Source organism: Nocardia sp. CNS-044, assembly GCF_059570515.1.
Window position 1 is genome coordinate 368,336 of record NZ_JCANSX010000008.1, and the last position, 25,951, is coordinate 394,286.

Annotated in this window: 28 protein-coding genes; 13 read left to right on the plus strand and 15 right to left on the minus strand. The window is 69.0% G+C overall.

Annotated features, from left to right (window positions below; genetic code table 11):
- The first annotated feature begins 2 nt into the window (after window positions 1–2).
- Both T333_RS20890 and T333_RS20895 read left to right on the plus strand, forming a co-directional pair.
- Window positions 3–842 (plus strand): glucose 1-dehydrogenase, encoded by an 840-nt coding sequence (locus tag T333_RS20890; RefSeq protein ID WP_355002994.1) that lies wholly within the window; start codon window positions 3–5, stop codon window positions 840–842.
- A 117-nt stretch (window positions 843–959) separates the two neighbouring features.
- A complete protein-coding gene (locus T333_RS20895) occupies window positions 960–1,790 on the plus strand; it encodes an RNA polymerase sigma factor SigF (RefSeq protein ID WP_355002993.1) in 831 nt (276 codons plus the stop codon).
- A 93-nt stretch (window positions 1,791–1,883) separates the two neighbouring features.
- Here T333_RS20895 and T333_RS20900 read toward each other — a convergent pair whose 3' ends face one another.
- Complete coding sequence (locus T333_RS20900; RefSeq protein WP_496425544.1) at window positions 1,884–2,462, minus strand: LppA family lipoprotein; 579 nt, start codon at window positions 2,460–2,462, stop codon at window positions 1,884–1,886.
- A 337-nt stretch (window positions 2,463–2,799) separates the two neighbouring features.
- Here T333_RS20900 and T333_RS20905 point away from each other — a divergent pair, with 337 nt between their 5' ends.
- Window positions 2,800–3,252, plus strand: coding sequence for a hypothetical protein (locus tag T333_RS20905; RefSeq protein WP_355002991.1), 453 nt, complete (start codon window positions 2,800–2,802; stop codon window positions 3,250–3,252).
- A gap of 36 nt (window positions 3,253–3,288) precedes the next feature.
- Here T333_RS20905 and T333_RS20910 read toward each other — a convergent pair whose 3' ends face one another.
- The 3 genes from T333_RS20910 to T333_RS20920 all read right to left on the minus strand — a co-directional run bounded on the left by T333_RS20910 (window position 3,289) and on the right by T333_RS20920 (window position 5,687).
- A complete protein-coding gene (locus tag T333_RS20910; RefSeq protein WP_355002990.1) occupies window positions 3,289–4,470 on the minus strand; it encodes a cation:proton antiporter in 1,182 nt (393 codons plus the stop codon).
- Window positions 4,471–4,473: 3 nt separating this feature from the next.
- Window positions 4,474–4,953 (minus strand): cation:proton antiporter regulatory subunit, encoded by a 480-nt coding sequence (locus tag T333_RS20915; RefSeq protein ID WP_496425545.1) that lies wholly within the window; start codon window positions 4,951–4,953, stop codon window positions 4,474–4,476.
- Window positions 4,954–5,024: 71 nt separating this feature from the next.
- Window positions 5,025–5,687, minus strand: coding sequence for a TetR/AcrR family transcriptional regulator (locus tag T333_RS20920; RefSeq protein WP_355002988.1), 663 nt, complete (start codon window positions 5,685–5,687; stop codon window positions 5,025–5,027).
- 192 nt (window positions 5,688–5,879) lie between these two features.
- Between T333_RS20920 and T333_RS20925 the strand changes: the two genes are divergently transcribed.
- Window positions 5,880–7,004: an esterase/lipase family protein gene (locus tag T333_RS20925; RefSeq protein WP_355002987.1), complete on the plus strand. Its 1,125-nt coding sequence runs from the start codon at window positions 5,880–5,882 to the stop codon at window positions 7,002–7,004.
- 122 nt (window positions 7,005–7,126) lie between these two features.
- On the opposite strand, the gene T333_RS20930 is transcribed toward T333_RS20925, so the two are convergent.
- The 4 genes from T333_RS20930 to T333_RS20945 form a co-directional block, all read right to left on the minus strand.
- Complete coding sequence (locus T333_RS20930; RefSeq protein ID WP_357256386.1) at window positions 7,127–8,314, minus strand: lipase family protein; 1,188 nt, start codon at window positions 8,312–8,314, stop codon at window positions 7,127–7,129.
- A gap of 533 nt (window positions 8,315–8,847) precedes the next feature.
- The gene (locus tag T333_RS20935; protein ID WP_355002985.1) at window positions 8,848–9,258 is read right to left on the minus strand and encodes a DUF5360 family protein; all 411 of its coding nucleotides are present in this window, start codon (window positions 9,256–9,258) and stop codon (window positions 8,848–8,850) included.
- Window positions 9,259–9,394: 136 nt separating this feature from the next.
- On the minus strand, window positions 9,395–9,955 hold the full coding sequence (locus T333_RS20940; protein WP_496425546.1) for a DUF8020 domain-containing protein: 561 nt from the start codon (window positions 9,953–9,955) through the stop codon (window positions 9,395–9,397).
- Between the two features lie 71 nt (window positions 9,956–10,026).
- A complete protein-coding gene (locus tag T333_RS20945; protein ID WP_496425547.1) occupies window positions 10,027–11,055 on the minus strand; it encodes a LysR family transcriptional regulator in 1,029 nt (342 codons plus the stop codon).
- Window positions 11,056–11,175: 120 nt separating this feature from the next.
- On the opposite strand from T333_RS20945, the gene T333_RS20950 reads away from it, so the two are divergent.
- The 4 genes from T333_RS20950 (at window position 11,176) to T333_RS20965 (ending at window position 14,582) form a co-directional block, all read left to right on the plus strand.
- The gene (locus tag T333_RS20950; RefSeq protein ID WP_355002982.1) at window positions 11,176–12,069 is read left to right on the plus strand and encodes a serine hydrolase; all 894 of its coding nucleotides are present in this window, start codon (window positions 11,176–11,178) and stop codon (window positions 12,067–12,069) included.
- Window positions 12,070–12,143: 74 nt separating this feature from the next.
- Window positions 12,144–13,118 carry an MBL fold metallo-hydrolase gene (locus T333_RS20955; protein WP_496425548.1) on the plus strand — a complete coding sequence of 325 codons (975 nt, stop codon included), beginning with the start codon at window positions 12,144–12,146 and terminating at the stop codon, window positions 13,116–13,118.
- A 96-nt stretch (window positions 13,119–13,214) separates the two neighbouring features.
- Window positions 13,215–13,715 (plus strand): hemerythrin domain-containing protein, encoded by a 501-nt coding sequence (locus T333_RS20960; protein ID WP_355002980.1) that lies wholly within the window; start codon window positions 13,215–13,217, stop codon window positions 13,713–13,715.
- A 39-nt stretch (window positions 13,716–13,754) separates the two neighbouring features.
- On the plus strand, window positions 13,755–14,582 hold the full coding sequence (locus tag T333_RS20965) for an SDR family oxidoreductase (protein WP_496425549.1): 828 nt from the start codon (window positions 13,755–13,757) through the stop codon (window positions 14,580–14,582).
- Between the two features lie 52 nt (window positions 14,583–14,634).
- Here T333_RS20965 and T333_RS20970 read toward each other — a convergent pair whose 3' ends face one another.
- The gene (locus tag T333_RS20970) at window positions 14,635–15,648 is read right to left on the minus strand and encodes a DNA topoisomerase IB (protein ID WP_496425550.1); all 1,014 of its coding nucleotides are present in this window, start codon (window positions 15,646–15,648) and stop codon (window positions 14,635–14,637) included.
- A gap of 245 nt (window positions 15,649–15,893) precedes the next feature.
- Here T333_RS20970 and T333_RS20975 point away from each other — a divergent pair, with 245 nt between their 5' ends.
- Complete coding sequence (locus T333_RS20975; protein ID WP_355002977.1) at window positions 15,894–16,217, plus strand: hypothetical protein; 324 nt, start codon at window positions 15,894–15,896, stop codon at window positions 16,215–16,217.
- Between the two features lie 163 nt (window positions 16,218–16,380).
- Here T333_RS20975 and T333_RS20980 read toward each other — a convergent pair whose 3' ends face one another.
- Window positions 16,381–16,923 (minus strand): YaeQ family protein, encoded by a 543-nt coding sequence (locus T333_RS20980; RefSeq protein WP_355002976.1) that lies wholly within the window; start codon window positions 16,921–16,923, stop codon window positions 16,381–16,383.
- Window positions 16,924–16,975: 52 nt separating this feature from the next.
- Here T333_RS20980 and T333_RS20985 point away from each other — a divergent pair, with 52 nt between their 5' ends.
- Window positions 16,976–17,899 carry a LysR family transcriptional regulator gene (locus T333_RS20985; protein WP_496425551.1) on the plus strand — a complete coding sequence of 308 codons (924 nt, stop codon included), beginning with the start codon at window positions 16,976–16,978 and terminating at the stop codon, window positions 17,897–17,899.
- 21 nt (window positions 17,900–17,920) lie between these two features.
- Here T333_RS20985 and T333_RS20990 read toward each other — a convergent pair whose 3' ends face one another.
- From T333_RS20990 to T333_RS21000, 3 genes are read right to left on the minus strand one after another with little or no spacing between them, the layout of a single operon-like run.
- Window positions 17,921–18,229 (minus strand): protealysin inhibitor emfourin, encoded by a 309-nt coding sequence (locus T333_RS20990; protein WP_355002974.1) that lies wholly within the window; start codon window positions 18,227–18,229, stop codon window positions 17,921–17,923.
- A gap of 6 nt (window positions 18,230–18,235) precedes the next feature.
- Window positions 18,236–19,387, minus strand: a complete 1,152-nt coding sequence (locus tag T333_RS20995) for a M4 family metallopeptidase (RefSeq protein WP_357250027.1) — start codon at window positions 19,385–19,387, stop codon at window positions 18,236–18,238.
- A 34-nt stretch (window positions 19,388–19,421) separates the two neighbouring features.
- A complete protein-coding gene (locus tag T333_RS21000; protein WP_355002972.1) occupies window positions 19,422–20,639 on the minus strand; it encodes a trypsin-like serine peptidase in 1,218 nt (405 codons plus the stop codon).
- A 202-nt stretch (window positions 20,640–20,841) separates the two neighbouring features.
- Between T333_RS21000 and T333_RS21005 the strand changes: the two genes are divergently transcribed.
- Window positions 20,842–22,377: a DHA2 family efflux MFS transporter permease subunit gene (locus T333_RS21005; protein WP_496425552.1), complete on the plus strand. Its 1,536-nt coding sequence runs from the start codon at window positions 20,842–20,844 to the stop codon at window positions 22,375–22,377.
- A gap of 86 nt (window positions 22,378–22,463) precedes the next feature.
- On the opposite strand, the gene T333_RS21010 is transcribed toward T333_RS21005, so the two are convergent.
- Entirely contained in the window at window positions 22,464–22,895 is a 432-nt protein-coding gene (locus T333_RS21010; RefSeq protein ID WP_355002970.1) for a type II toxin-antitoxin system Rv0910 family toxin, read from the minus strand.
- A 142-nt stretch (window positions 22,896–23,037) separates the two neighbouring features.
- Between T333_RS21010 and T333_RS21015 the strand changes: the two genes are divergently transcribed.
- Both T333_RS21015 and T333_RS21020 read left to right on the plus strand, forming a co-directional pair.
- Window positions 23,038–24,129: an LLM class flavin-dependent oxidoreductase gene (locus T333_RS21015; protein ID WP_496425553.1), complete on the plus strand. Its 1,092-nt coding sequence runs from the start codon at window positions 23,038–23,040 to the stop codon at window positions 24,127–24,129.
- 134 nt (window positions 24,130–24,263) lie between these two features.
- A complete protein-coding gene (locus T333_RS21020) occupies window positions 24,264–24,812 on the plus strand; it encodes a YceI family protein (RefSeq protein WP_496425554.1) in 549 nt (182 codons plus the stop codon).
- Here T333_RS21020 and T333_RS21025 read toward each other — a convergent pair.
- Window positions 24,809–25,402: a TetR/AcrR family transcriptional regulator gene (locus tag T333_RS21025; protein ID WP_496425555.1), complete on the minus strand. Its 594-nt coding sequence runs from the start codon at window positions 25,400–25,402 to the stop codon at window positions 24,809–24,811. The genes T333_RS21020 and T333_RS21025 overlap by 4 nt on opposite strands.
- Window positions 25,403–25,951: the final 549 nt, after the last annotated feature.

A 25,951-nucleotide genomic window follows, 5' to 3' on the forward strand; every position in this document is an offset into this window, starting at 1 on the left:
CAATGGGTTTTCCGGAGCAGCAGCAAGAGGTCCCCGGCGTCCAGGCCAGGATGACGCCGGTGCCGGACTGCGGCGAGGACAGCTACCGCGGTTCGGGCAAGCTCACCGGCAAGGCGGCGGTGATCACCGGCGCCGACAGCGGCATCGGGCGCGCGGTGGCGATCGCGTTCGCCAGGGAAGGCGCCGATGTGCTGATCTCCTATCTCGACGAGGACGAGGACGCGAAGCAGGTCGCCGATCTGGTGACCCAGGCGGGCCGCAAGGCCGTGCTGGTGGCGGGCGATCTCGCCGATCCCGCGCACTGCCGCGCCGTCATCGATCGCGCCGTACAGGAGTTCGGCAAGGTGGATGTGCTGGTGAGCAACGCGGCCTACCAGATGACCCACGAGACCCTCGAGGAGATCTCCGACGAGGAGTTCGACCACACCTTCAAGCTGAACGTCGGCGCGTACTTCTATCTCGTGAAAGCCGCACTGCCGCATATGCCTTCGGGCTCGTCGATCATCGGCAGCTCGTCGGTGAACTCGGACATGCCCTCGCCGACGCTGGCGCCCTACGCGGCGACCAAGGCGGCCATCGCGAACTTCTCCGCCAGCCTGGCGCAGTTGTTGGGGGAGCGCGGGATTCGGGTCAACAGCGTCGCGCCGGGACCGATCTGGACGCCGCTGATCCCCTCGACCATGCCGGTGGAGAAGGTCACGAAGTTCGGTGACGACACGCCGCTGGGGCGTGCGGGTCAACCCGCCGAACTCGCGGCGGCCTACGTGCTGCTCGCCTCCGACGACGGCAGCTACATCTCGGGCGCGCGGCTCGCGGTGACGGGCGGTCGGCCCATCCTCTGATTCGTGCGGGGCGGTTCGTCGGCCCAGGTGAGACCGATTTCTTTGCGATCACGTTTCGATAACGGGGTCGCGGGTATCCGATCAGTGTCGAATTCAGTGGGAAACGAGGGACATCGGATGAAGCAGGAATCGACCGTGGGCGCCGCGGACGACACCGCCCGTACGGACTCGTACGACAACGTCGAGCCGTGGTTCGAGAAGCTGGCGAGCCTGGACGAGAACGACCCGCACCGGCATCGGCTGCGGGAGGACATCGTCCGGATGTGCCTGCCGCTGGCCGAACACATCGCGCGTCGCTTCGCGGGCCGCGGCGAGGCGTTCGACGACCTGCACCAAATCGCCCGCCTCGGGTTGGTGCAGGCCGTGGATCGCTTCGACGTCTCCCGCGGCAGTTCCTTCCTGTCGTTCGCGGTGCCGACCGTGATGGGGGAGGTGCGGCGGCACTTCCGCGACCGCACCTGGTCGGTGCGGGTCCCGCGGCGGCTCAAAGAGATTCAGCAGCTGATCGGCCCCGCCACCGACACGCTCGCGCAGCGGCTCGGCCGTATGCCCACCGCCCGCGAACTCGCCGCCGAACTCGATGTGGAACTCACCGAGATCACCCAGGCACTGGTCGCGAGCAACGGCTACCAGGCGAGCTCACTGGACGCCACGCCGCGCGACAACGACGACGACAGCTCGCCGCGCGCCGCGGTCGACACCCTCGGCGCGGAGGAACCCTGCTACCGGCTGCTGGAGGACGCGATGGCCGTGCGTCCGCTGCTCGCCGAACTGCCGGAGCGTGAACGTCAGGTGCTCGTCATGCGGTTCTTCGAGAACCGGACCCAGGCCCAGATCGCCGAGCGCCTCGGGGTGTCGCAGATGCAGATCTCGCGCATCCTCGCCAAGACGTTGAAGACGTTGCGCGACCGGGCACTCGGCGACGACACCGAGCATCTGGCGGCCTGACCTTCGGCCGCTTTGGCTCGGTGCAGCTGCCCGCCGTAGCTCGGGTAGATCGTCGGCGCCGGTGACCCGGTGTACGAGAGCGCGGCTCGATCACTACTCGGCGGGTAGACGACAACCCACGACCGCGGTGATCGTCATCGACCGGGCGTCCGCGAAGATCGACAGCTCGGTGTCGCTGTCCCACCGCGCGCCGTCGCCGCCCTCGAAGGTGACGTGCCGGTCGGGTGACAAGCTACCGCCCGGCAGCATGTCCGTCGCGCCGATGGACACGGCCAGCGCGCGCGCCGTCTCCTGGAATCCCAGCCACGCCGCCGCGGGCAGCGAACCCTCGGTGCGGTAGCGCGGCAGGACCACGCGCCGGCCGCCGGTGTGCGCGTAAGGCCCGTAGCAGGGCCCGATCGCGCGGTCTTCGGTCTGGCGCCAGCGCAGCGCGGGTTCGAGCGCCGAGGCGGCGGCCACGATCTGTTCGACGACCGACGCGACCTGTTGTTCGGCGACCTCGGAAGACGGCAATTCGGTCAATTCGGCTGAGACCGCCGCGATCTCGTCGGCGGAAGGCGGTGGGGCGGGCTCGCCGAGCAGAGTCGCGCAGCCGCCGACCGTCAGGCCGATGACCGCCAGTGCGGCGATCGCACGCAGTGCGGCGGGCTGCTGCCACCGTCCAGTCGTCATCGTCTCCCCATGCTTTCCGCGGTCGCGCCGATCGTGAGCGTGCTTCCCGCGCAATCCTATTCGCGACCGGCGCCGCCCAGGCGCGGATCGCGACGCGCCGCGACTATGGCCGCCACCCCGCGAGACTCTGTTTTAGATGTCGATTCCCGAGACATCCGTCGAGGTTTTGGATAGTTTGGCCCTCGTTCAGTGAAGATCTGGCAAACACTATCCCCGGCCCGGCGGCGGAGGTTCGCGCGTCGCACGCGGCCGACGAGAAGGGGTGTGCGGTGACGGGGACATTCCAGGCGGACGAACACATCGGTCGCCCGGCGCAGGGCAGGGAGGGGCCGAGCACGTGGTGACCATCGCGCAGTTGCGGGCCGTCTTGGCGATACTGCACATCGACCCGGACGCGGTGGACCCGCCCTTCGACGGACCGAGGGACGCCGCCGCGGAGCGGGCGCTGCTGGTCGGTCTGCTGCGACACGTGGTCGGCGGCGAACCGCGCCATGCCATTCCGGTGGCCGAGGACCCGGCCGAACGGATGTGCGCCGACGCCGCGGAGCTGCACGACCGCATCGGCGCGATGGCCGAGGACGCGACCGCCGAGCCCGCGCCGGTATTGCTCGCCGCGGCCACTCGGTCGGCCGACGCCACGACGGCGTTGCTGGAGCTGAGCCGCAACCCCGCGGGCAGCGACTCCGAAATCCGTTGGCGGCGTGCGCTGACCGATCTGGGGCAGGCTTATCACCTGCTCAACGACGAATACGTCGGCCGGTCGAACACCACGACGGCCCCGCTACGCTGAGGGGCCGCGCCGGGTCGTTTCCGGGAGGGTCGCTCGTCAGACGGGACGGGCCACGCGACGGTCGCGCCACACGAGAACGGGTTCCACCACACGCGCCGCTATCGGGCCGAGCACCGCCATCAGCAGCACGTACGTCGTCGCCAGCGCCGCGAACTCGGTCGGCACCGCGCCCGCGGTGACCGCCAATCCCGCGATGACGATGGAGAACTCGCCGTGCGCGACCAACGCCGTGCCCGCGCGCGCCCGCCCGTACCGCGAGGTGCCCGCGCGTTTGGCGGCCCACCAGCCGGTGGCGACCTTGGTGGCCGTGGTGACCACGGCGAGCAGGCAGGCCCAGCCCAGCACCGGGGGAATGGTCGACGGATCCGTGCTCAGCCCGAACAGCACGAAGAACAGCGCGGCGAACAAGTCGCGCAACGGCTCCAGGATCTTGGTGGCGTTGTGCGCCGTCGAATCCGAGATCGCGATACCGAGCAGGAACGCCCCCACCGCGGCCGAGACCTGGAGCGCGGACGCGAGACCCGCGACGAGCAGCGCCGAGCCGAGCAGCTTGAGCAGGAAGATCTCGCGATCGTCGCTGTCCACGATCATCGAGACGTAGCGCCCGTAGCGCAGCGCGACCACGAGCACGACCGTGACGGCGAGCAGGGCGATTCCGACGGTGGTGAGACCGGCCAGGAACCCCGCGCTCGCGAGCACCGCCGTCAGCACCGGCAGGTAACCGGCCATCACCAGGTCCTCGAACACCAGGATGGACAGAATCGTGGGGGTCTCCCGGTTGCCTAGCCTGCCCAGGTCGTTGAGCACCTTGGCGACGATGCCCGACGAGGAGATGTAGGTGACGCCCGCCATCGCGATGGCGCCGGTCAGACCCCAGCCCAGGAAGAGCGCGACGAGCACGCCGGGGGTGGCGTTGAGCACGATGTCGACCACACCGGCCGCCCAGGATCGGCGCAGGCCGGTGACGAGTTCGGCGGCAGTGTATTCCAGCCCGAGCAGCAGCAGCAGAAGGACGACGCCGATCTCGCTGGCCAGATGGATGAACGAATCGACATGGTCCAGTTCGACGAGACCGCCTGTGCCGAACATCAAACCGCCGACCAGGTAGAACGGGATCGGCGACATGCCGATGCGCGCGGCGATGCGGCCGAGCAGGCCGAGGCCGAAGAAGACCGCGCCCAGCTGGATCAAGGAGAGCGCGGTTTCGTGTGCCACCACGCCTCAGCCGTCCGTGAGGATGATGGCGGCGGCCGCTAGACCGTCCGCGGTGCCGACGACGATCAGGACGTCGAAGGCGGCGAACGCGAATTCCGGTCCCGGCGAGGCGATCACGTGCCCGGCGCGCACGAGCGCGACGATGGACGTCTTGGTACGCGTCCGCATCGCGGTGTCGCCGAGCGGCCTGCCGTCGTAGGGCGAGCCCGGGCGAACGGTGAGCTGCCGGGTGATCACCCCGTCGAATGCGCGGTGCTCGTCTTGCAATTGAGCGACCACCTGCGGTGCGCCGAGCAAGTTGGCGAGCAGCGACGCTTCGCGCCGGGTGAGCGAGATCTGGTCGGTGACGTCGGGGTTGTCGGGCTTGCTGACGATCAGGTCCAAAGTGCCGTCGCGGTGGTCGATCACGCCGACGCGTCGGTTGTTCTTCAACGGAAAATCTTTGCGGACACCAATACCCGGCAAGGGTGTTACCTCTACGTTCACGACTCCACCCTATCCGGACAATTCGGGCTCGTTCCGCGTCGCGTGAACGGTCGCCGGAGGGCGGCGGCGAATCAGGGGCGATCGGACAGCGCGTCGCGCACCGTGCGATAGCGGTCGCCGAGTCCGTCCAACAGCGCACGCAGCCCCACCTCGAAGGCGTCCTCGTCGATGCGATGTTGCCGATCGGCGAGCAGATGGGCTTCACTGAGGTGCGGGTAGTCGCCGCCGTAGACCGTCGCGTCGGCGGGGAATCCCGCGGCGAACGACGCGAGCGCGGAGCCGGTGATGAAATAGCGCATCAGTGCGCCGACTTTGGTCGCCTCGCGGCGCGGCCAGCCCGCCGCGACCAAGCCACCGAACACCGCGTCGGCGATCCGCAGCGCGTTGGGGCGATGCCCGGGGCCGCCCGCGAGCGCGGGGACGATGTTCGGGTGGGCGGCCATGGCGGCGCGGTAGGAGTAGGCCCAATCCCACAGTGCCGTACGCCAATCCGGGTTCTCCGGGCCGAGCGCGGCGAACATTCCGGTGTCGACCTCGCCGAGCACCGTGTCGGCGATGGCATCGATGAGTTCGTCCTTGGTGCCGACGTGGTTGTACAGCGACGGTCCCTGAACACCGAGTTCGGCGGCGATGCGCCTGGTGGACACCGCCGCCATGCCCTCGGCGTCGAGCAGTGCCAGTGCGGTGGCCACGATGCGCGCTCGGTTGAGCAGTGGGTGGCGGGGTCGGGCCACGGTTTGCCTCCTTGTCCTGTCGCAGCATTGTCGCAGGAGACAAAAACTTGCGCTGCTAGTTTATCGGCCTTACGGTCGCCTTGGAAACTTTCACCGCTAGTTTTGGAGTGTGATTCCATGCGGGTCGCCTCTCTTGCACGAGTCAGACATAGACCTATAGGCCGACTGCGGGGTGTCGTCGCGGCAGCCGTCGTGGCGGGCGTGACGGTTCTCGGCGCGACCCACGCCATCGGTCCCGCGGCGGCCGCGCCCGAGCCCACCGTGGGCGTGTCGGTCGAGCAGCAGCTCGCCGATCTGGTCCGCGCCGGGCTGCGGCCCGCGCCGGACGGCAGGCAGCCGCAGCCCATCGTGGACACCGGAAGCAGCTCGGGCAGCGGCTCGGGTTCGGCCGGGCGCAGCCACGCCTCCCGGGTGGCGGGTGAGGGGCCCGAGGTGTCGGCGTTCCTCGCGGCTTTCGCCCACGGCCTCAGCCATCCCGACGCGGCCCCCGCAGGTGCGAACCAGCCGAATTGTCGTCCCAGTGCGGAACATCCGCGCCCGGTGGTGCTGGTGCACGGCACCTGGCTGAACGCCTACGACACCTTCGCGTACCTGTCGCCGCGGGTCGCCCGCGCCGGGTACTGCGTCTTCACCTTCAACTTCGGCCGCGCGAGCCTGTTCGAGGGCGGCGGCCTCGGACCGCTCCTGCCCGGCCGCTACGGCGTCGGCCCGATGGAGGATTCGGCCCGTCAGCTTCGCGAGTACGTCGACACCGTGCTGGCCGCCACCGGCGCCGAGAAGGTCGACATCATCGCGCATTCCCAGGGCGGACCGGTCTCGAGCCAGTACCTGAAATTCGAAGGCGGCGCGGACAAGGTCGGCAAGCTCATCTCTTTCGGCGGCACCAACCACGGCACCTCGCTGATGGGCATGGCGACACTGGGACGGCTCATCACCAACCTGGGCATCCCCATCCTCGGCTTCTACCGGCCACTGATCGGCGCGGCCAACATCCAGCAGGTCGTCGGTTCGGAGTTCTACGCCCACCTGAACCGGGACGGCGACACCGTGCCGGGCATCGAGTACACCGCGATCGGCACCAGGCACGACCAGATCTCGAACCCGTTCGAATGGACCTTCCTGCAACCGGGTCCGGACGCCCCGGTGCAGAACATCGCGCTGCAGGACGGCTGCGAGCAGGACATGTCCGATCACCTGACGCTGATGTACTCGCCGCGCGCCGCGGCCATCGCGTTGCGCGCCCTGGACCCGCAGGCGTCCATCGAGCTGACGTGCGCGTTCAACCCGTGGATGATCGGCGGCGGCGGTTCGCTCTGACCGGTCGGTGACGCACCGGGATCGGGCGGACAGTGCGGTGCCACCGCGCCGTCGTGTGCCCGGAACGACAGAAGGGACGCCCGGCCGGATGGCGGGGCGTCCCCTTTCGGTTCGATACCGGGTCAGCAGCTGGTCGGCACCGGATCACCGCGGAAGCGCGACTCGACATAGTTCCACGCGTCGGCGAATCCGGCGGCGGCCGCGGTCATGTGCTCCGCGATGTCGTAGGTCACCAGCTTCACCGGGGCGCCCGCCTTGCAGTAGCGATCGGCGACCTCGGCGACCGAGTCGAACGGCGTCAGCGTGTCGTAGCGGCCCTGCCACAGATAGGTCGGCACGGTCGGCACGCCTTCGTAGTGGCGCAAGCTGTTCTCGTGCAGCACTTCTCGCGCCTCGGGGCTGTCCATCAGGCTCTTGGACGCGGCCATCTGGTCGGCGCTGCGGAAGGCGCCGTGGAAGAGCAGGAAGCGGCGGCAGGCGTCGTGGGTGAACTCGCGGAACCACAGGCCGTTCGGGTTCAGCTGATCCGAGATCGGCAGCCGCTCAGGGTATTCCCGCTCCAACCCCATCGCGGCGGCGAAGGCCAGGCCGAAACCGGGGTGCGGTTCGAAGCCGAGGCCGAGCGCCATCTGCTCGAGATCGGCGGGGATGCCACCGGCGACGGCGGCGGTCAGCTTCAGGTCGGGCGCGTAGGTCGGCTGGAGTGCGGCAGCCCACGCGGTGGCCATGCCGCCGCCCGAGTAGCCCGCGATCGCGACCTGCGAAGAGCCGAGGCCGAGTTCGGCGACCTTCTGCACCGCCTTCACACTGTCCAGCGTGACCATGCCGCTGAGCTTGGCCGCGCCGTAGGCGACGGTCGGGCCGAGGTAGTCCGGCAGGGAGACGGCCCAGCCGCGGCCGATCGGCAGCAACGCGCCCGGCGCGTCCTGGAGTTCGCCGTTGAACAGCGAGCGCGACGGATTACACCGGGAGCCAAGGGAATTGATCAATGCCTGGTAGGAGACCAGGGGCGGGTTGCTCACTCCGATGGGGAGCAGGACAGTGGTGATGCCCATGATGGGATTGCCACCGGAATTGGTGGAGCGGAAGGCCACCTGCCAGCCTTCGGTGCCGACGTAGAGGCCGGTGTCGATCTTGCGTGTCCGGACGACGTCGCCGGGCTGCAACGCGGCCAGTTCGGCGGGCGCGCTGTAGAACGGGTCCGGATCGGGTTCGGGATAAAGGGGATCGGCCTGCGCCGGGGCGCACAGGACGCCTAGGGACAGGATGCTCGAGACGAGGATCAATATTCGAGTCGTGACTCTGGACACGGTCTTTCTTTCGTCCATTGGGCATCGCCGATGGACGACCGTGGGATGAGGGGCCGCGGCGGACATCGGTGACGTATTTGACAAGGTGGGAACGACGCAGTGGAGCGACTTCGGTCACCGCGTGAAGCGCGGTCGAAATGGAATGGGTCGCTGGAGACGCGTGCACGCCATCGCCCCTCGCGGCGGATGGTCGTGCGAGGCTTGGCGCACCTCCTTCGTCTCCGTGGCTGCCCGAGGCCGCAGGCGACGGCCACTATCCGCGGCGAACATATCGCAACCAAGATCGAATCGAGGATAACGACACACCGAACTTGGTGATTCTCACAATGGGACGGTAGATCCGTGATGCGATTTCACAGGGGTGATGCTGTCCGTGTTTCCGGTCGCGACCTGCGGGTATGGGTCGAAGATCGTTGCGCCCGAGGAGAATTCGAACCCAACATAGCCTCGTCGATGTCTGCTTCGAACCGGCCGTGATCAGCGGGAACAATCATGCTCGGGGGAGTGCCCCCGCTCGGAACGAGCGGTAGCGATCATCCAGCATCGGGGATTCGCCCGCGTCCCGCGGAAGTGACCATCATCGTTGTCATGGCGACGATCGGGAAGAACAGCAACCAGGCGTTCGGTATCCACCATGCCGGGTCGAATTCGCAGCGCACCAGGTAGAAGTTCAGGGCCATCAGTCCCGCGGCGGCCGTCGCGGTCAGCGAGACGAGCATCATCCGCTCGGCCAGCGCGGGCTGCCTGCCTGCGACGGCCAGGCTCGCGAGTCCGATGCCTATGGCGGCGAGGTCGAGCCCGAGGAACGACCAGTTCCATTGGCGCAGAAAAGGATCGGTACCGACGCTGAGCGCGCCGAGCGCTGTCGCGACCCAGTACGCGAGGAAACCGAGATCGGTCCAGAGCATGATCCGCTTGGTGCGGGCGAAGCGGGCGTCGGCCATGGGAAATGCCTCCTGCGGCGGGCCATCCGGAGCGGGGCGGGCGCGGGGAGGTGCCCCGTGGCGAGCATAGTCGAGGCCGGACGCGGCGGCGCGCCGTCACCGATCTTGCTCGGTGACGGCGCCCCGCGAATGTCGGTCAGGGCGTGGAGAAGCCGATCAGTGCGCCGATGCCCGCGCCGATCGGAACGGTGACCAGCGCGCCGACACCGCCGAGGAAGAAGCCGAGCACCGCGCCGATACCCGCGCCGATGAGCGCGCCGACCACGGCGTTGTGCTGCTTGCGCGCGACCGTCTCGTCGTAATCGACCAGCTGGCGCAGGTGCTGCGTCGTCGCGGCCGGGGCGCCGACCGGCGTCAGGGTGAGGGTCCGGCCCGCGTCGGTGATGCGCGGCGTCAGGCCGAAGGTCTGGCCGTGGGCGGTGAAGCCCATCGGCAGGGTCGCGACGATGCGGCCCGAGGCGTCGGCGAGGGTGACCGTCCGCGCGTCACCGGCGAGCGTGAACGCGCCGCCCTCGACGGTGGTGACGATGCCGCTGCCGTCCGAGGTCGGCCCGGCGGTGTAGCCGATGCCCTGGTCGGCGCCGCGCACGGACACCTCGGCGGCTGGACCGGTGGGCTGGGCGTTGACGGCGCCCGCGGATATGCCGATGGCCCCGATCGCGAGCAGGGCGGAAGCGGCGAATTGATTGACTCTCATCGTGTTTCCCTACGTGTGTCGTTCGGGCAAGACAGCCGATGCGTCCCCAAGAGGCCGGTTCTCGGCCGTACTCATTCTCGCGTCCCACCGTGCGAAACGGGCGGTTTTGCGAAATCTCCACTCGCGAAACGCTTTTGCTGCGCCGGGTGAACGGTGTAGACCAACGACCACGGTCCGGTCGGCGTCTCCGGTGCGGGCACCGGAAGTGGCCCGGCGCCTTCGCTCAGAACTTCGGCGGCGACCTGCGCGAAGCGCGGCGCGGCGGGGTGCGGCGAGGTGTCGGGCCACACGGCGCCGACGCGCAGCCGCAGCGGCCGGTCGACGAGGGGACGCCAGGCCACCCTCGGCTCGCGTCGGGCCAGCGCCTCCCGGGTGAGCGCGACACCGTTGCCCGAAAGCACAAGGCCGAGCAGGAATTCGGGATTGCGGGCATGCCGGACCAGGCCCGGAACGAATCCGTGTGTGTGGCACACCTCGAGCAATTCGTCGTGCCAGCCGGGAGCGGTGGCCCGAGGGAAGAGGATCAGCTCGTGTCCGGCGAGGTCGGCGAGACTCACCTCGTGCAGTCGGGCCAGCGGCGAGGTGCGGGGCAGCGCGACGCCGAGGGGTAGTTCGGCGGTCGGCCCGTATCGCAGGTCGGGCGCGTCGACCGGATGCTCGACCAGTCCGACGTCGAGTTCGGCGGTGGCGAGCAGACGGAGCTGTTCGGCGGTCGTGAGTTCGTGCAGGTCCACGGTGAGTCCGGCGGCATGCTCGGCGAGTTCGCGAAGCAGGCGGTGCAGCACGGCGGCGGGTGTGTCCGGTGGGACACCCGCACGCAGCGTTCCCAGACTGCCGTCGCCCGCCTTGCGCGCCACCGTGCGCAACCGCTGTTCCGCCGCGAGCAGTGCGCGCGCCTCCTCGATCAGCAGCTGCCCCGCGGTCGTCAGCTGCACGGCCCGCCGAGAGCGGTCGAACAGCGCGACGCCGAGTTCGCGTTCCAGCCGCTGGATGGACTGGCTCAGCGGCGGCTGCGCGATGCCGAGGACCTCGGCCGCCCTGCCGAAATGCATCTCCTCGGCCACCACCAGAAAATGGCGCAGGTGTCGCGTGAGATCCATCGGCCGACGATATGCGATCGGATATCGGGCGCTCGGGCGCGGGCCGGTCGATGGGCGCTGTCGGACGACGTTCGTCATCGGCCCCGCGCAGGGCCGGAGCGAATGCGTAGCGTGGCCGCTGTGTCACCCGAGGAGCGCATCCGTGAGATCTTTGCCGAGCTGCCGGTGCGCGGCCGGTTCCATGCCGTCGACCTGGCCGACGGACGCGAGATCGGCGTCGACGCCGACGACCAGGTGGTGATCGCCTCCATCTTCAAAATTTTGCTGATCCTGGAATTCAGCAGGCAGGTCGACGCGGGTCAGCTCGACCCGACCGAACGCGTGCTGGTGCGCGCCGCGGACCGGCTCGGCGGCTGGGGCACCGCGGGCTGCGCCGACGACGTGGAGATGTCGCTGCGCGATCTGGCCTACTTCACCATGTCGGTCAGCGACAACACGGCCGCCGACCTGCTGCTGTGCCGGATCGGACCGGACACGCCCGCGCTGCTCGCCGCCGAGCTGGGGCTCGGCGCGACCCGGGTGATCGGCGGACCGCGCCAGCTGCTGGAGACGATGTTCGCCGACGCGGGCGCGCGCACCGCCGCCGAATTCGCCGCGATCTTCCCGAGCCTGCCCAGGGAGCGGGTGGCGGACATGCGGGTCTTCCGTCCGGAACACACCACCTCCAGCACCGCGCGGGAGATCACCCGGCTACTCGGCATGATCTGGCGCGATGAGGCGGGCAGTCCGGCGGCCTGCGCCGCTACCCGAGATCTGTTGCGGCGCCAGATGTTCTGGACCCGGCTGGCGGCCGCGTTCCCGGACGAGGTGCTGGTCGCCTCGAAGACCGGCACGCTGCCCGGACTGCACATGGAGGCGGGCGTCCTGGAGTACCCGGACGGCGGGCGCTACGCCGTGGCGGTGTTCGCGCGCAGCGACGAGCTCGCCACTCGACGCATCGACGTCGACCTGGCCATGGCGCGATCGGCGCGGCTCGCCGTCGACGCTCTCCGCGATAGTTCTGACCAGGTCTGATATCCGATCGCGTATCGGCATGGCGGGTTTTCGATCTTGGACGTGACCCGCGGCGGCCTGCTTGTCTCGTCGCCATGACATCTCCACGGATCAACCGACGCACCCTGTTCCGCACCACCGCCGCGGGCGCCGGAGTCGCGGCCGTCGGCGCGGCGGGCGCGGGCGCGTTCCTTTCGAGCCGGGATTCCGGCGAACCCGTCCGCCTGCCCGGTGCTGGGAACGCGGAATTCCGCTGGCTCGGCGTCTCGGGCTGGCGCGTCGACATCGGCGGCGACACGCTGCTCATCGACCCGTACCTGAGCAGATATCCGGTCGGTCTCGCCGCGGGCGCCTTCGACGCGAACGCGCCGCTGCGGGTCGATCCCGCGGCGATCGATCCGCACATCGGCAACCCGAAGTACGTGTTCGTCACGCACACCCACTGGGACCACTTCAACGACGTGCCGCACATCGCCGCGCGCAGCGGCGCACGAGTCTTCGGCACCCTGACGACCTATCACGTGGCGCAGGCCTGTGACGTGCCGTCCGATCAGCTGAGCGTGGTGCGCGGCGGCGAGGTGCTCGACTTCGGGGGCTACACCGTGGAGATCGTCGGTTCGCTGCACAGCCGGACCGGCCGGTATTCGCTCACCTTCCCCGGCGTGCGGACCAGCCGTCCCGAGCGCCCCGCGACCATCGCCGATCTGCCCGAGGGCGACACGCTGGCGTTCCTGCTGCGCGTCGACGGCGGGCCGTCGGTGTTCTTCATGGGCGCAAGCGATTTCGTCGAACGCAACCTGACGGGCGCCGCGCCCGACGTCGCCATGATCGCGGTCAACAGCAGCGACGCCACGCACGACTACGCCGCGCGGCTGATGCGCGCGCTGGATCACCCGCGCACAGTGGTTCCGGTGCACTGGGACGATTTCGAATCCCCGCTGGCCAACCCGCCGCGCACCGACGACGAGAGCGCACAGCGCCGCGACGCGCTGATCGCCGCGGTGCGCGCGGCGAGCCCGGAGACGGAGGTGATCGTGCCCGAATATCTGACGCCGTACCGGTTCGGCTGATCGAAGGAGGCGAGGCCGAAGCCGGTTTCGGCGCGCGGCGAACGGGAATGACGGCAGCGAAGTCAGGTAGCCGTTGTCCCGATGGAGGAGTCACCGATGAGCACCGACGCGATCGTGCTGTTGCGCGAGGATCACAAGGCGATCCGCAAACTGTTCCGCGAGTTCGAGAAAGCGGGGTCGGACGCGCACACCACCAAGGCGCGAGTGGTCGACAAGATCATCGAGGCGCTGACCGTGCACACCTATCTCGAGAACGAGTGCATGTATCCCGAAGTGCGCAAGCTCGTCCCCGAACTCGAGGACGACATCCTCGAGTCCTACGAGGAGCACCACGTGGCCGACGTGCTCGTCATGGAGCTGGCCGCCATGAAGCCCGAAGACGAGCACTTCACCGCCAAGGCCACCGTGCTCATCGAGAACGTCGACCACCACATCGACGAAGAGGAGAACGAGTGGTTCCCGCAGGTGCGCGAACACCTCGGCCGCAAGCAGTTGCAGGAACTCGGCGCGCGGATGATCGAGCTGCGCAAGAAGGCGCCCACCTCGCCCGCCCAGCCCTCGGCGCTGAAGAAGGCCGTCGACGCCGTCGTCTCGTGATCGGAGTGTGACGGCAGGGCGGTCGGGTATGCCGCGAGCATGGCTACTACAGCTCCGCTTCCCGAAGAACGTGCGGGCGCGCCGCTGCGCGCCGTGGTGACCGGGTCGGACTCCGGTATCGGCGCGGCGGTGGCCGTCGCGCTGGCCGGTGGCGGCGCCGACGTGGGCATCACTTTTCACACCGACGCCGAGGGCGCCGAACGGACCGCCGAGGAGGCGCGCGAGCGCGGCGTCTCGGCGGCCGTGCGACAGCTCGACCTCGGCGACCTGCCCACCTCCGCTGCGGTCATCGATGAGCTGGCCGACGAACTCGGCGGCTTGGACGTCCTGGTCAACTGCGCGGGGACGGGTTCCGCGCAGAAGGCCATGGACATGGACTTCGACACCTGGCGCCACGTGCTCTCGGTCGATCTGGACGGTGCGTTCCTGTGTTCGCAGCGCGCCGCCAAGCACATGATCGAGGGCGGGCACGGCGGCCGCGTCATCAACATCACCAGCGTGCACGAGCACGCGCCGCTGGTCGGCGCGGCGCCGTACTGCGCGGCCAAGGCGGGGCTGGGCGCGTTGACCAAGGTGCTGGCTCTGGAACTCGCCGAATACGACATCACGGTGAATTCCGTGGCGCCGGGGGAGATTTCGACGCCGATGACAGGTCAGGAGGATGTGGACCCGCGCTCGCAGCCACGACCCGGCGTGCCGCTCGGCCGTCCTGGCCACGCGCGGGAGGTCGCGTCCGTCGTCGCTTTCCTGGCCACACCCGCCGCGGGATACGTGACCGGCGCGTCGTTCGTGGTGGACGGCGGGATGCTGCTGATGGGACCGCAGGCCAGCGTGATGCTCGACGACGAGAAGTGGCGGCAGGTCTGAACCCGGGTGTGCCGAGCACCCGGCGTCGATTCAACCGGCTACCCGGCGCCGATCATCCGGCGCGGCGGCGCAGCAGGCGGATGACGGCGCGCTCGGTCAGCTCCCTGCGCTCGTCCTCCGACTCGCGGCGCGCGGCCCGCCGCAGCGCGTCGGAGATCGTGACGCCGTCCTCGAACGCCTCGACCACCCGCGGATCGATGTACGCGCTGCGTGCGACCGCGGGTGTGTTGCCGAGTTCCGCCGCGACGCGCTCGGTCACCGCGCGCTCGACGCGTTTGCGGCCGCGCTGCGAGGACGGCGGATCGGCCTGTCCGAAGCCGACGGCCGCCAGTACGGTGCCCTGCCAGGTGCGCAGATCCTTCGCGCTGCACTCGCATTCGGTGAGTTCGCGGAAGCGGGCGTTGATGTCGTCGGCGTGCAGTTCGCCGTAGCCCGTCTTGTCTCGGTAGGTCAGCAGCCGCTTCGACGGGGTACGACTGCGCCGCACGGTCTGCACCACCTTGGCCAATCGCGCGTCGCAGAGGCGGGCCTGTCGCCGGATGCCGCCCTTGGCGGTGAAATCGAACACCAGCTCGTCGCCGTGCAGTTCCACGTTCTCCTTCAGCAGCGTGGCCACGCCGCGCGTCCCGTTCTCCTCGGCGTACTCCTCGCCGCCGATGCGGAAGACCCCGCGGTCCAGCAGTCCGATGGCGAGCGCCTCCAGCCGGTGCCGATCGAGGCCGCGGCGGTCGAGGTCCGCGCCGAGCCGCTCCCGGAGCTGCGGCAGCCGGGCCGCCAGCTCGAGTACGCGGTCGAACTTCTCCTCGTCGCGTTCGCGCCGCCACTGCTCGTGGTACAGGTACTGCCTGCGGCCGGCCGCGTCCACGCCGACCGCCTGGATGTGTCCGTTCGGGTAGGGGCAGATCCACACTTTCCGCCATGCGGGCGGGATGACCAGGGCGAGAATGCGTTCCAGTTCTTCCCGGTCGGACACCGGCTCGCCTTCGGCAGTGAGATAGGAGAAGCCGCGGCCGCGGCCGATCCGGCGCAGGCCGGGGCCGTACGGTGTACTGCGTCGCAATCGCATGCGACCGACCTCCCTCGGCTGCCCCGGGCGCGTTCGCCGCGCCCGCCCTTCCGATCTACCCCGTTCGGCGCTCGGCAAAAGTGCGATCGGCTACTGTCTAGCTGCTCGTGTCCGGCCGGAAGCACCCCCGTCGGTGCGGCCTCGTGTGCGCCGAACGCGCGCCTGTCCCGCCCTGCAGGACCCGGTATGCGATTTCGCAGGCCGAATTGTTCATGAAACCGACTTCAGCCCATAAGATCTCGGCCATGACAAAACTCGCACACCGCCGGATCACCCTCCTCGCCGGAGCCGCCATCGCCGCCGTGCTCCCCGTGGTGGGGGCCGGGTACGCCGCCGCGGACCCCGCCACCGACGCCTACCTGCATGCGGCGAAGGAGGCCTGTGAGTCCGCGGGCTACCAGCTGAACACGAGCCTGGCGGCCGCGGGCTTCCGTTCGCCGAAGGCGCCGTGCGTGGATCCGCGCACGCTGGCGGTCGTGCGGGTGCCCGTCGCTGACGGCACGGCGTGCTCGATCCTGGACGGCGTCGTCACCCGCGAGGGCACCGCCTTCGACGGGGTGTGCAGGTAACCGTTCCGCCCCTCGCTTACCACGGCCCTCCGCTGCCCAGCGCGCGGAGGGCCGTTGTCGTCCTTCGATCCGCATCGGTCACAGCGAGCCTCGCACGGATACCGAATCGGTTGCGGCCCAACCTTTCTCTCTACCGCGTGCCGCACCCGCCGTTCACCCGCGGTCAGGTGAGGCGGTGTTCTTCGATCGGTGTGCTCAGGATCGTTCCGTTGAGGTCGAGGTAGAGCAGGCGTTCGGTGACGGAGAGCGTGATCGTGTTGCGACGGTCGATGACGGGGACGGCGGCGTCGATGAAAGCGCGGTCGAAGCTGTAGAGGGGGATGTCGGCGGCGCGGTGGATGCGCTTGCCGGTGAGTTGAGCGAGCACCTTGGCGGGGTCGCGGTGGGTGTAGATGGCGACGCGTTCGGCCGATTTGCTGCCGCGGTGCACGCGGTCCGCGTCGGGTGCGCCGACTTCGATCCATGCGGTGCGGCGGCCGGTGAGGTCGCGCACCAGCACGGCGGGCTCGTCGGTGGAGGACACGCCGCCGTCGCTGAAGGCGATGCCCTCCTCGTACTCGAGGCAGTAGGCCAGTAGCCGCGTCAGCATGAACTCGGCCGTTTCCGACGGGTGGCGCGCCACCCGCAACTCCAGCTCCTCGTAGACGCCGCGATCGACATCGGCCAGATGAACGGTGAACGTGTGCAGTGTCGCGCTGAGAGCCATAGGAGCAACAGCTTAGCGACGGGTGCTATCGGCGGGGCAATAGACTTTCGCCGTGGCGGATCGGCGGACCCATGGCGTGGCGGAGCTGGCGCACCTGCGGACCTTCCTCGCCGTGTACCGCGCGGGGTCGATCACGGCGGGCGCCGCGCAGGTCGGGCTGTCGCAGCCGACGGTGACCACGCAATTGCAGATTCTCGAGCGGCGGCTGGGTCGTCCGCTGTTCGATCGGCTGCCGCGCGGCGTGGCGGCGACGGCCGCGGCGCACGAGCTGGCCGCTCGGTTGGCGGGACCGATGGACGAGCTGGAAGCGATCGCGGGCGGCGCCGAGCCGGAGGCCGCGCTGCCCGAACCGCCGGTGCTGCTGGCCGGGCCCGCCGAACTGCTTGCCGCCATGGTGGTGCCCGCGTTGGCGCCGCTCGTGGCCGACGGCGTCCGGCTGACACTCACCGCGGGCCTCACCGACGACCTGCTCGCCGGTCTGCGGGCCGGAACCTACGACCTGGTCGTGGCGACCACCCGCCCGCGCGGGCGCACAGTGCTCGCCGAACCGCTCGCCGACGAGGAATTCGTCCTCGTCGCCGCCCCCGCCGTGGCGCGGCGCGTCGACACCGCGCGGCTGCGCGCCGGAGATCCCACGGCGCTGGCCGGGCTGCCGCTGCTCAGCTACGCCGCCGACCTGCCGATCCTGCGCCGCTACTGGCGCCACGTCTTCGACACCCGCCTCACGGCCGAGCCCGCGTTGATCGTCGGCGATCTGCGCGCGGTGCTCGCGGGGGTGGTCGCGGGCGCGGGCGTCAGCGTGGTGCCGCGCTACCTTTGTGCGCGCGAACTCGCTTCCGGTGCGGTGACGGCGCTGCTCGAACCGGAGGACCCGCCGATCAACACCGCCTTCTTGGCCCGGCGTCCCGGAAGTTCGCCGCGTCGCCACGTCGAACGGGTGCGCCGCCATCTGCTGCTCGCCGCGCGGGACTGGTGATCTCGCGCCGACGTATGTGGGTCAGGAGGGCTCGCCGAGTTGCTCGACCACATCGAGCAACTCGGCGAGCGCCGGGCTCAGCGCACCGTCGGAGCCGACCAGAACATCGGTGCCGTCAGCGGTTTCGATCGTCAGGCGATAGGTCGCGGCATCGGGTGCGCGAAACGTCCGCAGTGCGGTGTCGTCCGCGCTGACCGCCGCCGCGACGGCACGCGCCAGCCGATCGGCGTCGGCCGCCGCGAGCGCGGCGGAGTCGACGATCGTCGGCCGGGCGGGCAGGCCGGGGACGTGCCCACCCGACGTGGTCAGCGTGACTTTCACGGCAACCACGCCCGATCAGCGCCGCTCGTGGGAGATCAGGTCGACCCGGTCGCACAGCTGCTTGATCTGCGCTGTCAGATCGGCGATCTGATCCACCGCCGCGCCGTTGCCCACGTCCCGGCGCTCCGCGACGTCGACCCCGACCTGCGCCCACGCGGACCGCACCGCATCCTGCTCCCTGCTGCCCGCGCCGCACAGGCGCCCGGCCCCGGCTACGGCCAGCTCGGCGAACTCCTGGAATTCCGTCCGGCCGTGGGCGTTCCGCAACGCTTCGTACCAGATGTGCCCCGGCGCCTCCCACGCGTAGCCGCCGATTTCGACGGCGGCCAGGTAGAACGCCTTGTTGGGGATCCCGGAGTTGATGTGCACGCCTCCCCAGTCACCGTCCTCGGAGACGGGCAGATCGGCGTAGTCGTCCATGTGGCCCGGCTGCGGATCCTTGCCGAACAACGCTTCGTTCCACGCCGTGCCCGGCGCTTTCATGGAGCGCAACGCGTCGGCCGCGACAGCGGGGGTGAAGACGTCCGCGCCGATCAGCCAATCCGCTCGGTCGGCGGTCTGTTTCGCGTTCCACTGCTTCACCAGCGAGCCGAACACGTCGGACATCGACTCGTTGAGCGCACCGGGCTGGCTCTCGTAGACGAGATCCGCGGTGAACTGGGTGACGCCGTGCGCGAGTTCGTGGGCGATCACATCGAGCGACTTGGTGAAATCGGTGAACACCCGGTCGTCGCCGTCGCCGAAGATCATCCGGCTGCCGTCCCACAGCGCGTTGTTGTATCGGCGACCGTAGTGCACGTAGCCGTGCAGCTGCATGCCGCGGTCGTCGATCGACTTACGTTGCAGCACTTCGGAGAAGAACGAGCGCGTCGTGCCGAGACCGTCGAAGGCTCGGTTCACCGACGCGTCGGCGACCGCCGCGCCGGATTCGCCGCGGACCTGGCGGGCCGCGGCGAGATTGCGGGACGAACGGCAGTCGAAGACGGTACGGGCGGCGTCGGTGGGCGGAGCCGCGAGGGGCAACACCGCGGTCAGGCGACGCTCGGTACGCATGCGCGTGTCCGAGACGAGGGTTTCGATCGCGGCGCCGCGGACGTCGGGATTCGGGCTCTGGAGCAGAAGATCCAGCAGATAGGGCGGGATGATGCAGTTGCGGCGTGTGGTCACGATCGTTTCCCTTCGTTGCTAAAAGGACTGCTTGTCAGGGGAATTCGGTACGAGCACGGTTGATCAGGTTCGGGATGTAGGAACCTCCGCTCGCGTAGTTGCGTCCGCTGTCGTGCGAGCTCTGCACGGCGACGGCGTGCGGAACCCCGTCCCACCAGGCGAAGAACGGGCCGCCGGACTGGCCGACCGCGACATCGCCCCAGTGGTGCATCTCCTGGTTCGAGTCGGCCTGCGAGTTGTGGCCGTCGAGGGAAATGCTGCTCTGCCAGGTGGGGCGCAGCCCGCCGAAGTCGGCGGGATAGCCGACGTGGCTCCACCATGTCTGGCCGTCCCACGCGTCGGTGTACGACTTGGACCCCAGCCACCCGGTCCGGTCACCGATCCGCCAGTTCAGCACGACCACGACGTAGTCGTGGCGCCGCTCGTCCTCGTCGAGACCGCCGGTGACTTTGCGGTGGTAGTAGGTCCGGATCGCGTGCGCCTTGCCGAACGGCCCGGGCTCGCGATCGAAGAACGCGGGCACGAACTCCAGCCAGCCCACCGATCCGTCGTTGTTCCAGACCATCACGTGCGAAACGGTCAGCAGGTGCCTCGGACCGACCATGACGCCGGAACCGGCACCGTTACCGGTGGTCACCCGGCCGTTGCAGCCCCACGGGTAGGCGGTGTCCCACAGCACCTGGCGGTTCTCGGGGAGGAAGACCGTCGTCGGACGGGGCGCGTCGAGCGACGGGTTCGCCGGGGCGGTGGGGAAGCGGGTCGCCCGCACCTCCTCGGGCATCGGCTCGGGAACCGAGCGCACCGCAAGGTGCTTGGGCACCCCGGCGTCGGTGCTGACGCGCGGCAACTCGGCGGTGGCGCGTGCGATGGCCGATTCCAGGTCGGCGAGCTGTTCGGGCGTCGCGACCTTGCCGTCGAGTTCGCGTTCCAGGCGCTTTTCTTCGCGCGCCACGATCTCGGCGTCCGGGGGATCGACTCGCTCCGCGGGCACCGCGGGCGGGATGGCACGGGCGCCGATCCGGCTCGGCCGGTAGCTGATTCGGACCTCGGTCGCGGGTTGCTCCGTCGGGGCGCCCGCGTCGAAGCCGCGGACGACGACCGAGGATTGCTCGATGTCGGCGCCGTCGGCCGGGACGTCGACAGTCGTCTCGAAGACGAGGCCGTCCGCGGGCTCGGCCTCGCGATCGGGCGGCGTCGCGGCGAGTTGCTCGGGAGTGCTGGGTGGGTCGGTGAAACGAAGACTGCGCGGCATGTCGGGCCCCTGAATCGAAAGATTGGAATTCGCGCTCCCCGGAGGGCGTGCGATTAGAAGTCTCCGCCGGTGCGCCCTGCGCGCCACGCGTAGGCGACTACGCCAAAACCGCGTCCGCACTACTCACGTCGCGGCGATTTCGGTCCCGCGACGCGAGTGAAATCGTCTGGTTCTTCGGGCGAGAAAGTGTCACTCTTAACCGGTGACACAACCTCCGGATATTCAGGCGGCGGGACAAGATCCGTCCTCGGACACATTGGACGCCGCCGTGTTCAAGGTGGCGGGCGTGGTCGTGCTCGGCGCGATCATGTCGATCCTCGACATCACCGTCGTGACCGTCGCGCTGCCTACCTTCCAGATCGAGTTCGGCACCAGCTACGCGATCGCCGCGTGGACCATGACCGGCTACACCCTGGCACTCGCCACCGTCATCCCGCTCACCGGATGGGCGGCGGACCGGTTCGGCACCAAACGCCTCTACATGGCCGCGCTGACGTTCTTCGTGCTCGGTTCGCTGCTGTGCAGTACGGCGTGGAACATCGAGTCGCTGATCGCCTTCCGCGTCATCCAGGGCATCGGCGGCGGCATGCTGATGCCGCTCGGCATGACGATCATGACCCACGCGGCGGGCCCGCAGCGGGTCGGTCGGGTGATGGCGGTGCTCGGCGTGCCGATGCTGCTCGGCCCGATCGGCGGCCCGATCCTCGGCGGCTGGCTGATCGACGCGTTCAGCTGGCACTGGATCTTCCTGATCAACCTGCCGATCGGCATCGTCGCGCTGGCGCTGGCCTACCTCGTGTTCCCGGCCGACGAGCCGGAGCCCTCGGAGTCGTTCGACTTCCTCGGCATGCTGCTCGCCTCGCCGGGTCTGGCGCTGTTCCTCTACGGCGTCTCCACGATTCCGGAGGCGGGCACGGTCACCGCGAAGAAGGTGCTGATTCCGGCCGCGATCGGCCTCGTGCTGTTGGTGGCGTTCGTCTTCCACGCGCTGCGCACCAAGCATCCGCTCATCGACCTGCACCTGTTCCGCAACAAGGCGCTGACCGCCTCGGTGCTGACCATGGTGCTGTTCGCCATCGCCTTCTTCGGCGCGGGTCTGCTGCTGCCGAGCTACCTGCAGCAGGTGCGCGGTGAGTCGGCGCTCGCGGCGGGTCTGCTGATCGCGCCGCAGGGTCTCGGCGCCATGCTCACCATGCCGATCGCGGGCCGGTTCGTCGACAAGTACGGTCCCGGCAAGATCGTCATGATGGGCATCGTGCTGCTCGCGGTCGGCACCGCCTTCTTCACCCAGCTCGAGGCGGACACGTCGTACGTGATCATGTGCCTGGCGCTGCTCGTGATGGGTCTCGGCATGGGCTGCACCATGATGCCGATCATGACCGCCGCCATCCAGACGCTGACCCACCAGCAGGTGGCGCGCGGTTCGACGCTGATGAACATCATCAACCAGACCGCGGGCTCGATCGGCACCGCGACCATGTCGGTGGTGCTGACCAACCTGCTGAAGGACCAGACCCTGGCGGGCCCGGCGATCGCCGCGAATTCCGATCCGGCCATCGCGCAGCAGCTCGGACCGGAGGCCATCGCCACCGGCCTGGACCAGGCCGCGCAGGCGTTCAGCGACACCTACATCGTCGCGCTGGTCCTCATCGTGCTGACCCTGGTCCCGGCGTTCTTCCTGCCGCGGACCAAACCGGCGAACACCCAGGACGCCGACGCGAAGGTGCTCGTGCACTGAGTCCGGCGTCAGGGCGACAGATTCGGGTCCGCGGCGAATACGCCGTGGACCCGAATCGTTTCGCTCCGGCCGTGATCGGGCAGCGGTTACGCGTAGAGCGCGACGAACTTGTCCAGCGAGCGCTCGATGTCGCCCTTCACCGCGCGCGCCACGCCCGAGCCGATCGGGCCGAACAGCGGCGCCCCGCCGAGTTCGATGTCGACGGTCACCTCGGATCCAGATCCCTTGGGGGCGACCAGAAGTCCCAGCGAGAACTTGGTGCCGCCCTTGCCCGCGCCGCTGAGCACCAGCTTGCGCGGCGGCTCCGCGGTCTTGACCTTCCACGTCACGCGGTTGCGCATGCCCTTGACCGACGCGACGCCGACCAGCTCGGTTCCCACCGTCAGCGTCTCCGGCACCTCGCCGCGCCACGACTCGTGCATGGTCAGCCACTTGTCCAGCTCGGCGAGGTTGGAGGTGTGCGACCACGCCTCTTCCGGGCTGATCGGGACGTCGACGGAGACCTTGAGCTTTGCCATGCCGCGCATGGTATCCGGTACCGGCGGTTCGACCTGACTCCGATCGCGGTGGCGATCTGTGAGCCCTGTCACGTCGGAATAGGCGACGCCGCAGCGGAGTTACTATGGTTGCCAAGTCAACCAATTAGTCCGAGGAGGCCTCGTGCAGTTCGGAGTCTTCACCGTCGGTGACGTCACCGCGGATCCCACGAACGGCCGCACCCCCAGCGAGGCCGAGCGGATCAAGGCGATGGTGACGATCGCGCAGAAGGCCGAGGAAGTGGGCCTGGACGTGTTCGCGACCGGCGAGCACCACAACCCGCCGTTCGTGCCGTCCTCGCCGACCACCATGCTCGGCTACATCGCCGGGCGCACCGACCGCATCCAGCTGTCCACCGCGACCACGCTGATCACCACCAACGATCCCGTCAAGATCGCCGAAGACTTCGCGATGCTGCAGCACCTGGCCGACGGTCGCGTCGACCTGATGCTCGGCCGCGGCAACACCGGACCCGTGTATCCCTGGTTCGGCAAGGACATTCGCGACGGCATCGCGCTCGCCATCGAGAACTACCATCTGCTGCACCGGCTCTGGCGCGAGGACGTGGTGGACTGGGAGGGCAAGTTTCGCACGCCGCTGCAGTCCTTCACCTCGACCCCGCGCCCGCTCGACGACGTGCCGCCGTTCGTCTGGCACGGATCCATCCGCAGTCCTGAGATCGCCGAACAGGCCGCTTACTACGGCGACGGCTTCTTCGCCAACAACATCTTCTGGCCGAAGGAGCACTTCCAGCGGCTGATCGAGCTGTACCGCGGCCGCTACGAGCACTACGGGCACGGCGCCGCCGACCAGGCCATCGTCGGTCTCGGTGGACAGGTGTTCATGCGCAAGAACTCCCAGGACGCGGTGCGCGAATTCCGCCCGTACTTCGACAACGCGCCGGTCTACGGCCACGGCCCCTCGCTGGAGGAGTTCACCGAACAGACCCCGCTCACCGTCGGCAGCCCGCAGCAGGTCGTCGACAAGACGCTGACCTTCCGCGAGCACTTCGGCGACTATCAGCGCCAGCTGTTCCTGATCGACCACGCCGGGCTGCCGCTGAAAACCGTTCTGGAGCAACTGGACCTGCTCGGCGAGGAGGTGGTTCCGGTGCTGCGCAAGGAATTCGCCGCGCGCAAGCCCGCGCACGTGCCGGACGCACCGACGCACGCGTCACTGCTCGCCGCGCGCACCGCGACCGAGCCCGTCTCGTGACCGCGGGACGCCTGCCGGGCTGACCGGAGGAAAGCCGCGCACCGGCCGGGTGCGCAAGAACACCGGGTGACGCCGAGGACGTCGCACCCGACCGCCGCACTAGTTGAAATTTCTACCAACCGAAGGAGAACATCATGACCACCGCAATCGCCAAGGGACTGACCGCGGGCACCTGGGTCATCGACCCCACCCACTCGACCGTCGGCTTCTCGGTACGCCACCTGATGGTGAGCAAGGTCCGCGGCCGGTTCACCGACTTCGAGGGCAAGCTCGTCATCGGCGAGAACGGCGCCGCGTCGGCCGAGGCCGAGATCCGGGTGAACTCGCTGACCACCGACAACGAACAGCGCGACGCCCACCTGCGCACCGCCGACTTCTTCCACGCCGAGCAGTTCCCGCTGATGACTTTCAAGTCGACCGGATTCCGGGTGAACGGCGAGGAATTCGTCGTCGACGGCGAGTTCACCATCCGCGGCAACACCAAGCCGGTCTCGCTGAACGTGGAGTTCCTCGGCGTGAACCCCGGCATGGGCAACGGCCCGGTCGCCGGCTTCGAGGCCAAGACCGTCGTCTCCCGCCGCGAGTTCGGCCTCGACATCGATATGCCGCTGCCGGATGGTGGCGCGGTCATCGGCGACAAGGTGACTCTCACGCTGGAGATCGAGGCCGGTCTCCAGAGCTAGGTCGAGGTCTGCCCCGGCCGGTGGGCGGCGATCAGGGCGCGCGCCATCTCGCGAGCGCGGCGCGCGGCCTGTCGATCGCCCTCCGCCGCGGAGACGATCGAGCCCTTCATCAAGATGTGCCATGACCTGGCGAACTCGTCGGGTTCGCGGAGACCAGCGCTGTGCGCGCGGGCCCGCACCACACCGCGGATGTTGTCCAGGTGTTCGATGCTCGCGCGCCCAGCCGGATGCTCGGCGCCCATCTCCAGCAGCACGTTGATGAACGTGCACGCGTCGAAATCCGGGCCGTTGAACCACTCGTCGAAGACATCGAAGATGGCGAGCAACCGCTCTTCGGGAGTCTGCCCGAGTAGTCGGGAACGCTCCTCGACGAAACCGAAGGTCCACAGCTTCTCCCTGCGCCGCAGGACGGCGAGCACCAGATCGTCCTTGGTGCGGAAGTGCCGGTAGAGCGTCGCCTTGGCGATGCCCGCGCGAGCGATCACCTCGTCGATGCCGACATCCCGGATGCCGCGGCGAGTGAACAGCGAGTAGGCGGCGGCGAGGATCCTTTCCCGCGCAGCGGAAGTGGAATCCGTCTCGGCCGTCATGGAGCCAGCGTAACCGCTGGACAGACGGGCTTCGGCACCGGTGGCGGCCCGGCGGCAGCCGCCACGGCGCCCGACCGTGCGCGCCGCGACGTCGGTCGCGGAGCGGTTCCCTGGCACCGTTGCGAATTCGGCGAACAATGGCAGCCCGACTGTTCGATTTCACTCCGAACAGCCACTTCTCGGCGGCCGCAATGAACTGCGCTGCTTGGGTTTTCCTGTGCCCGTTTGGATTTTGCTACGAATTGCGAAGCCGGTCATCAGGATCCGTCGTGACTTCGCTGTGATGCTGCTAGGGTGGGCGAGTCGTCGGGTTCTGGGCGTGTCGGACTGGCTCCGGTCGGTCGGTGATCGATTCGCTGATCGCCTGCGCTGCGGGCACTGTGAGGTGAGCGGTGAGCCTCCGGTGGTGCTTGTCCGCGAGCGCCAGATCCTCCGACGCGCAATGGATCCGATCAGGCGTCACACGATCGGTGTCGTTCGGAAAGACAAGACGGAGATCTGTGGTGGCAGGGTGCGGGTTCGGACGGGGACCTTAACGGGGGCGGTGCA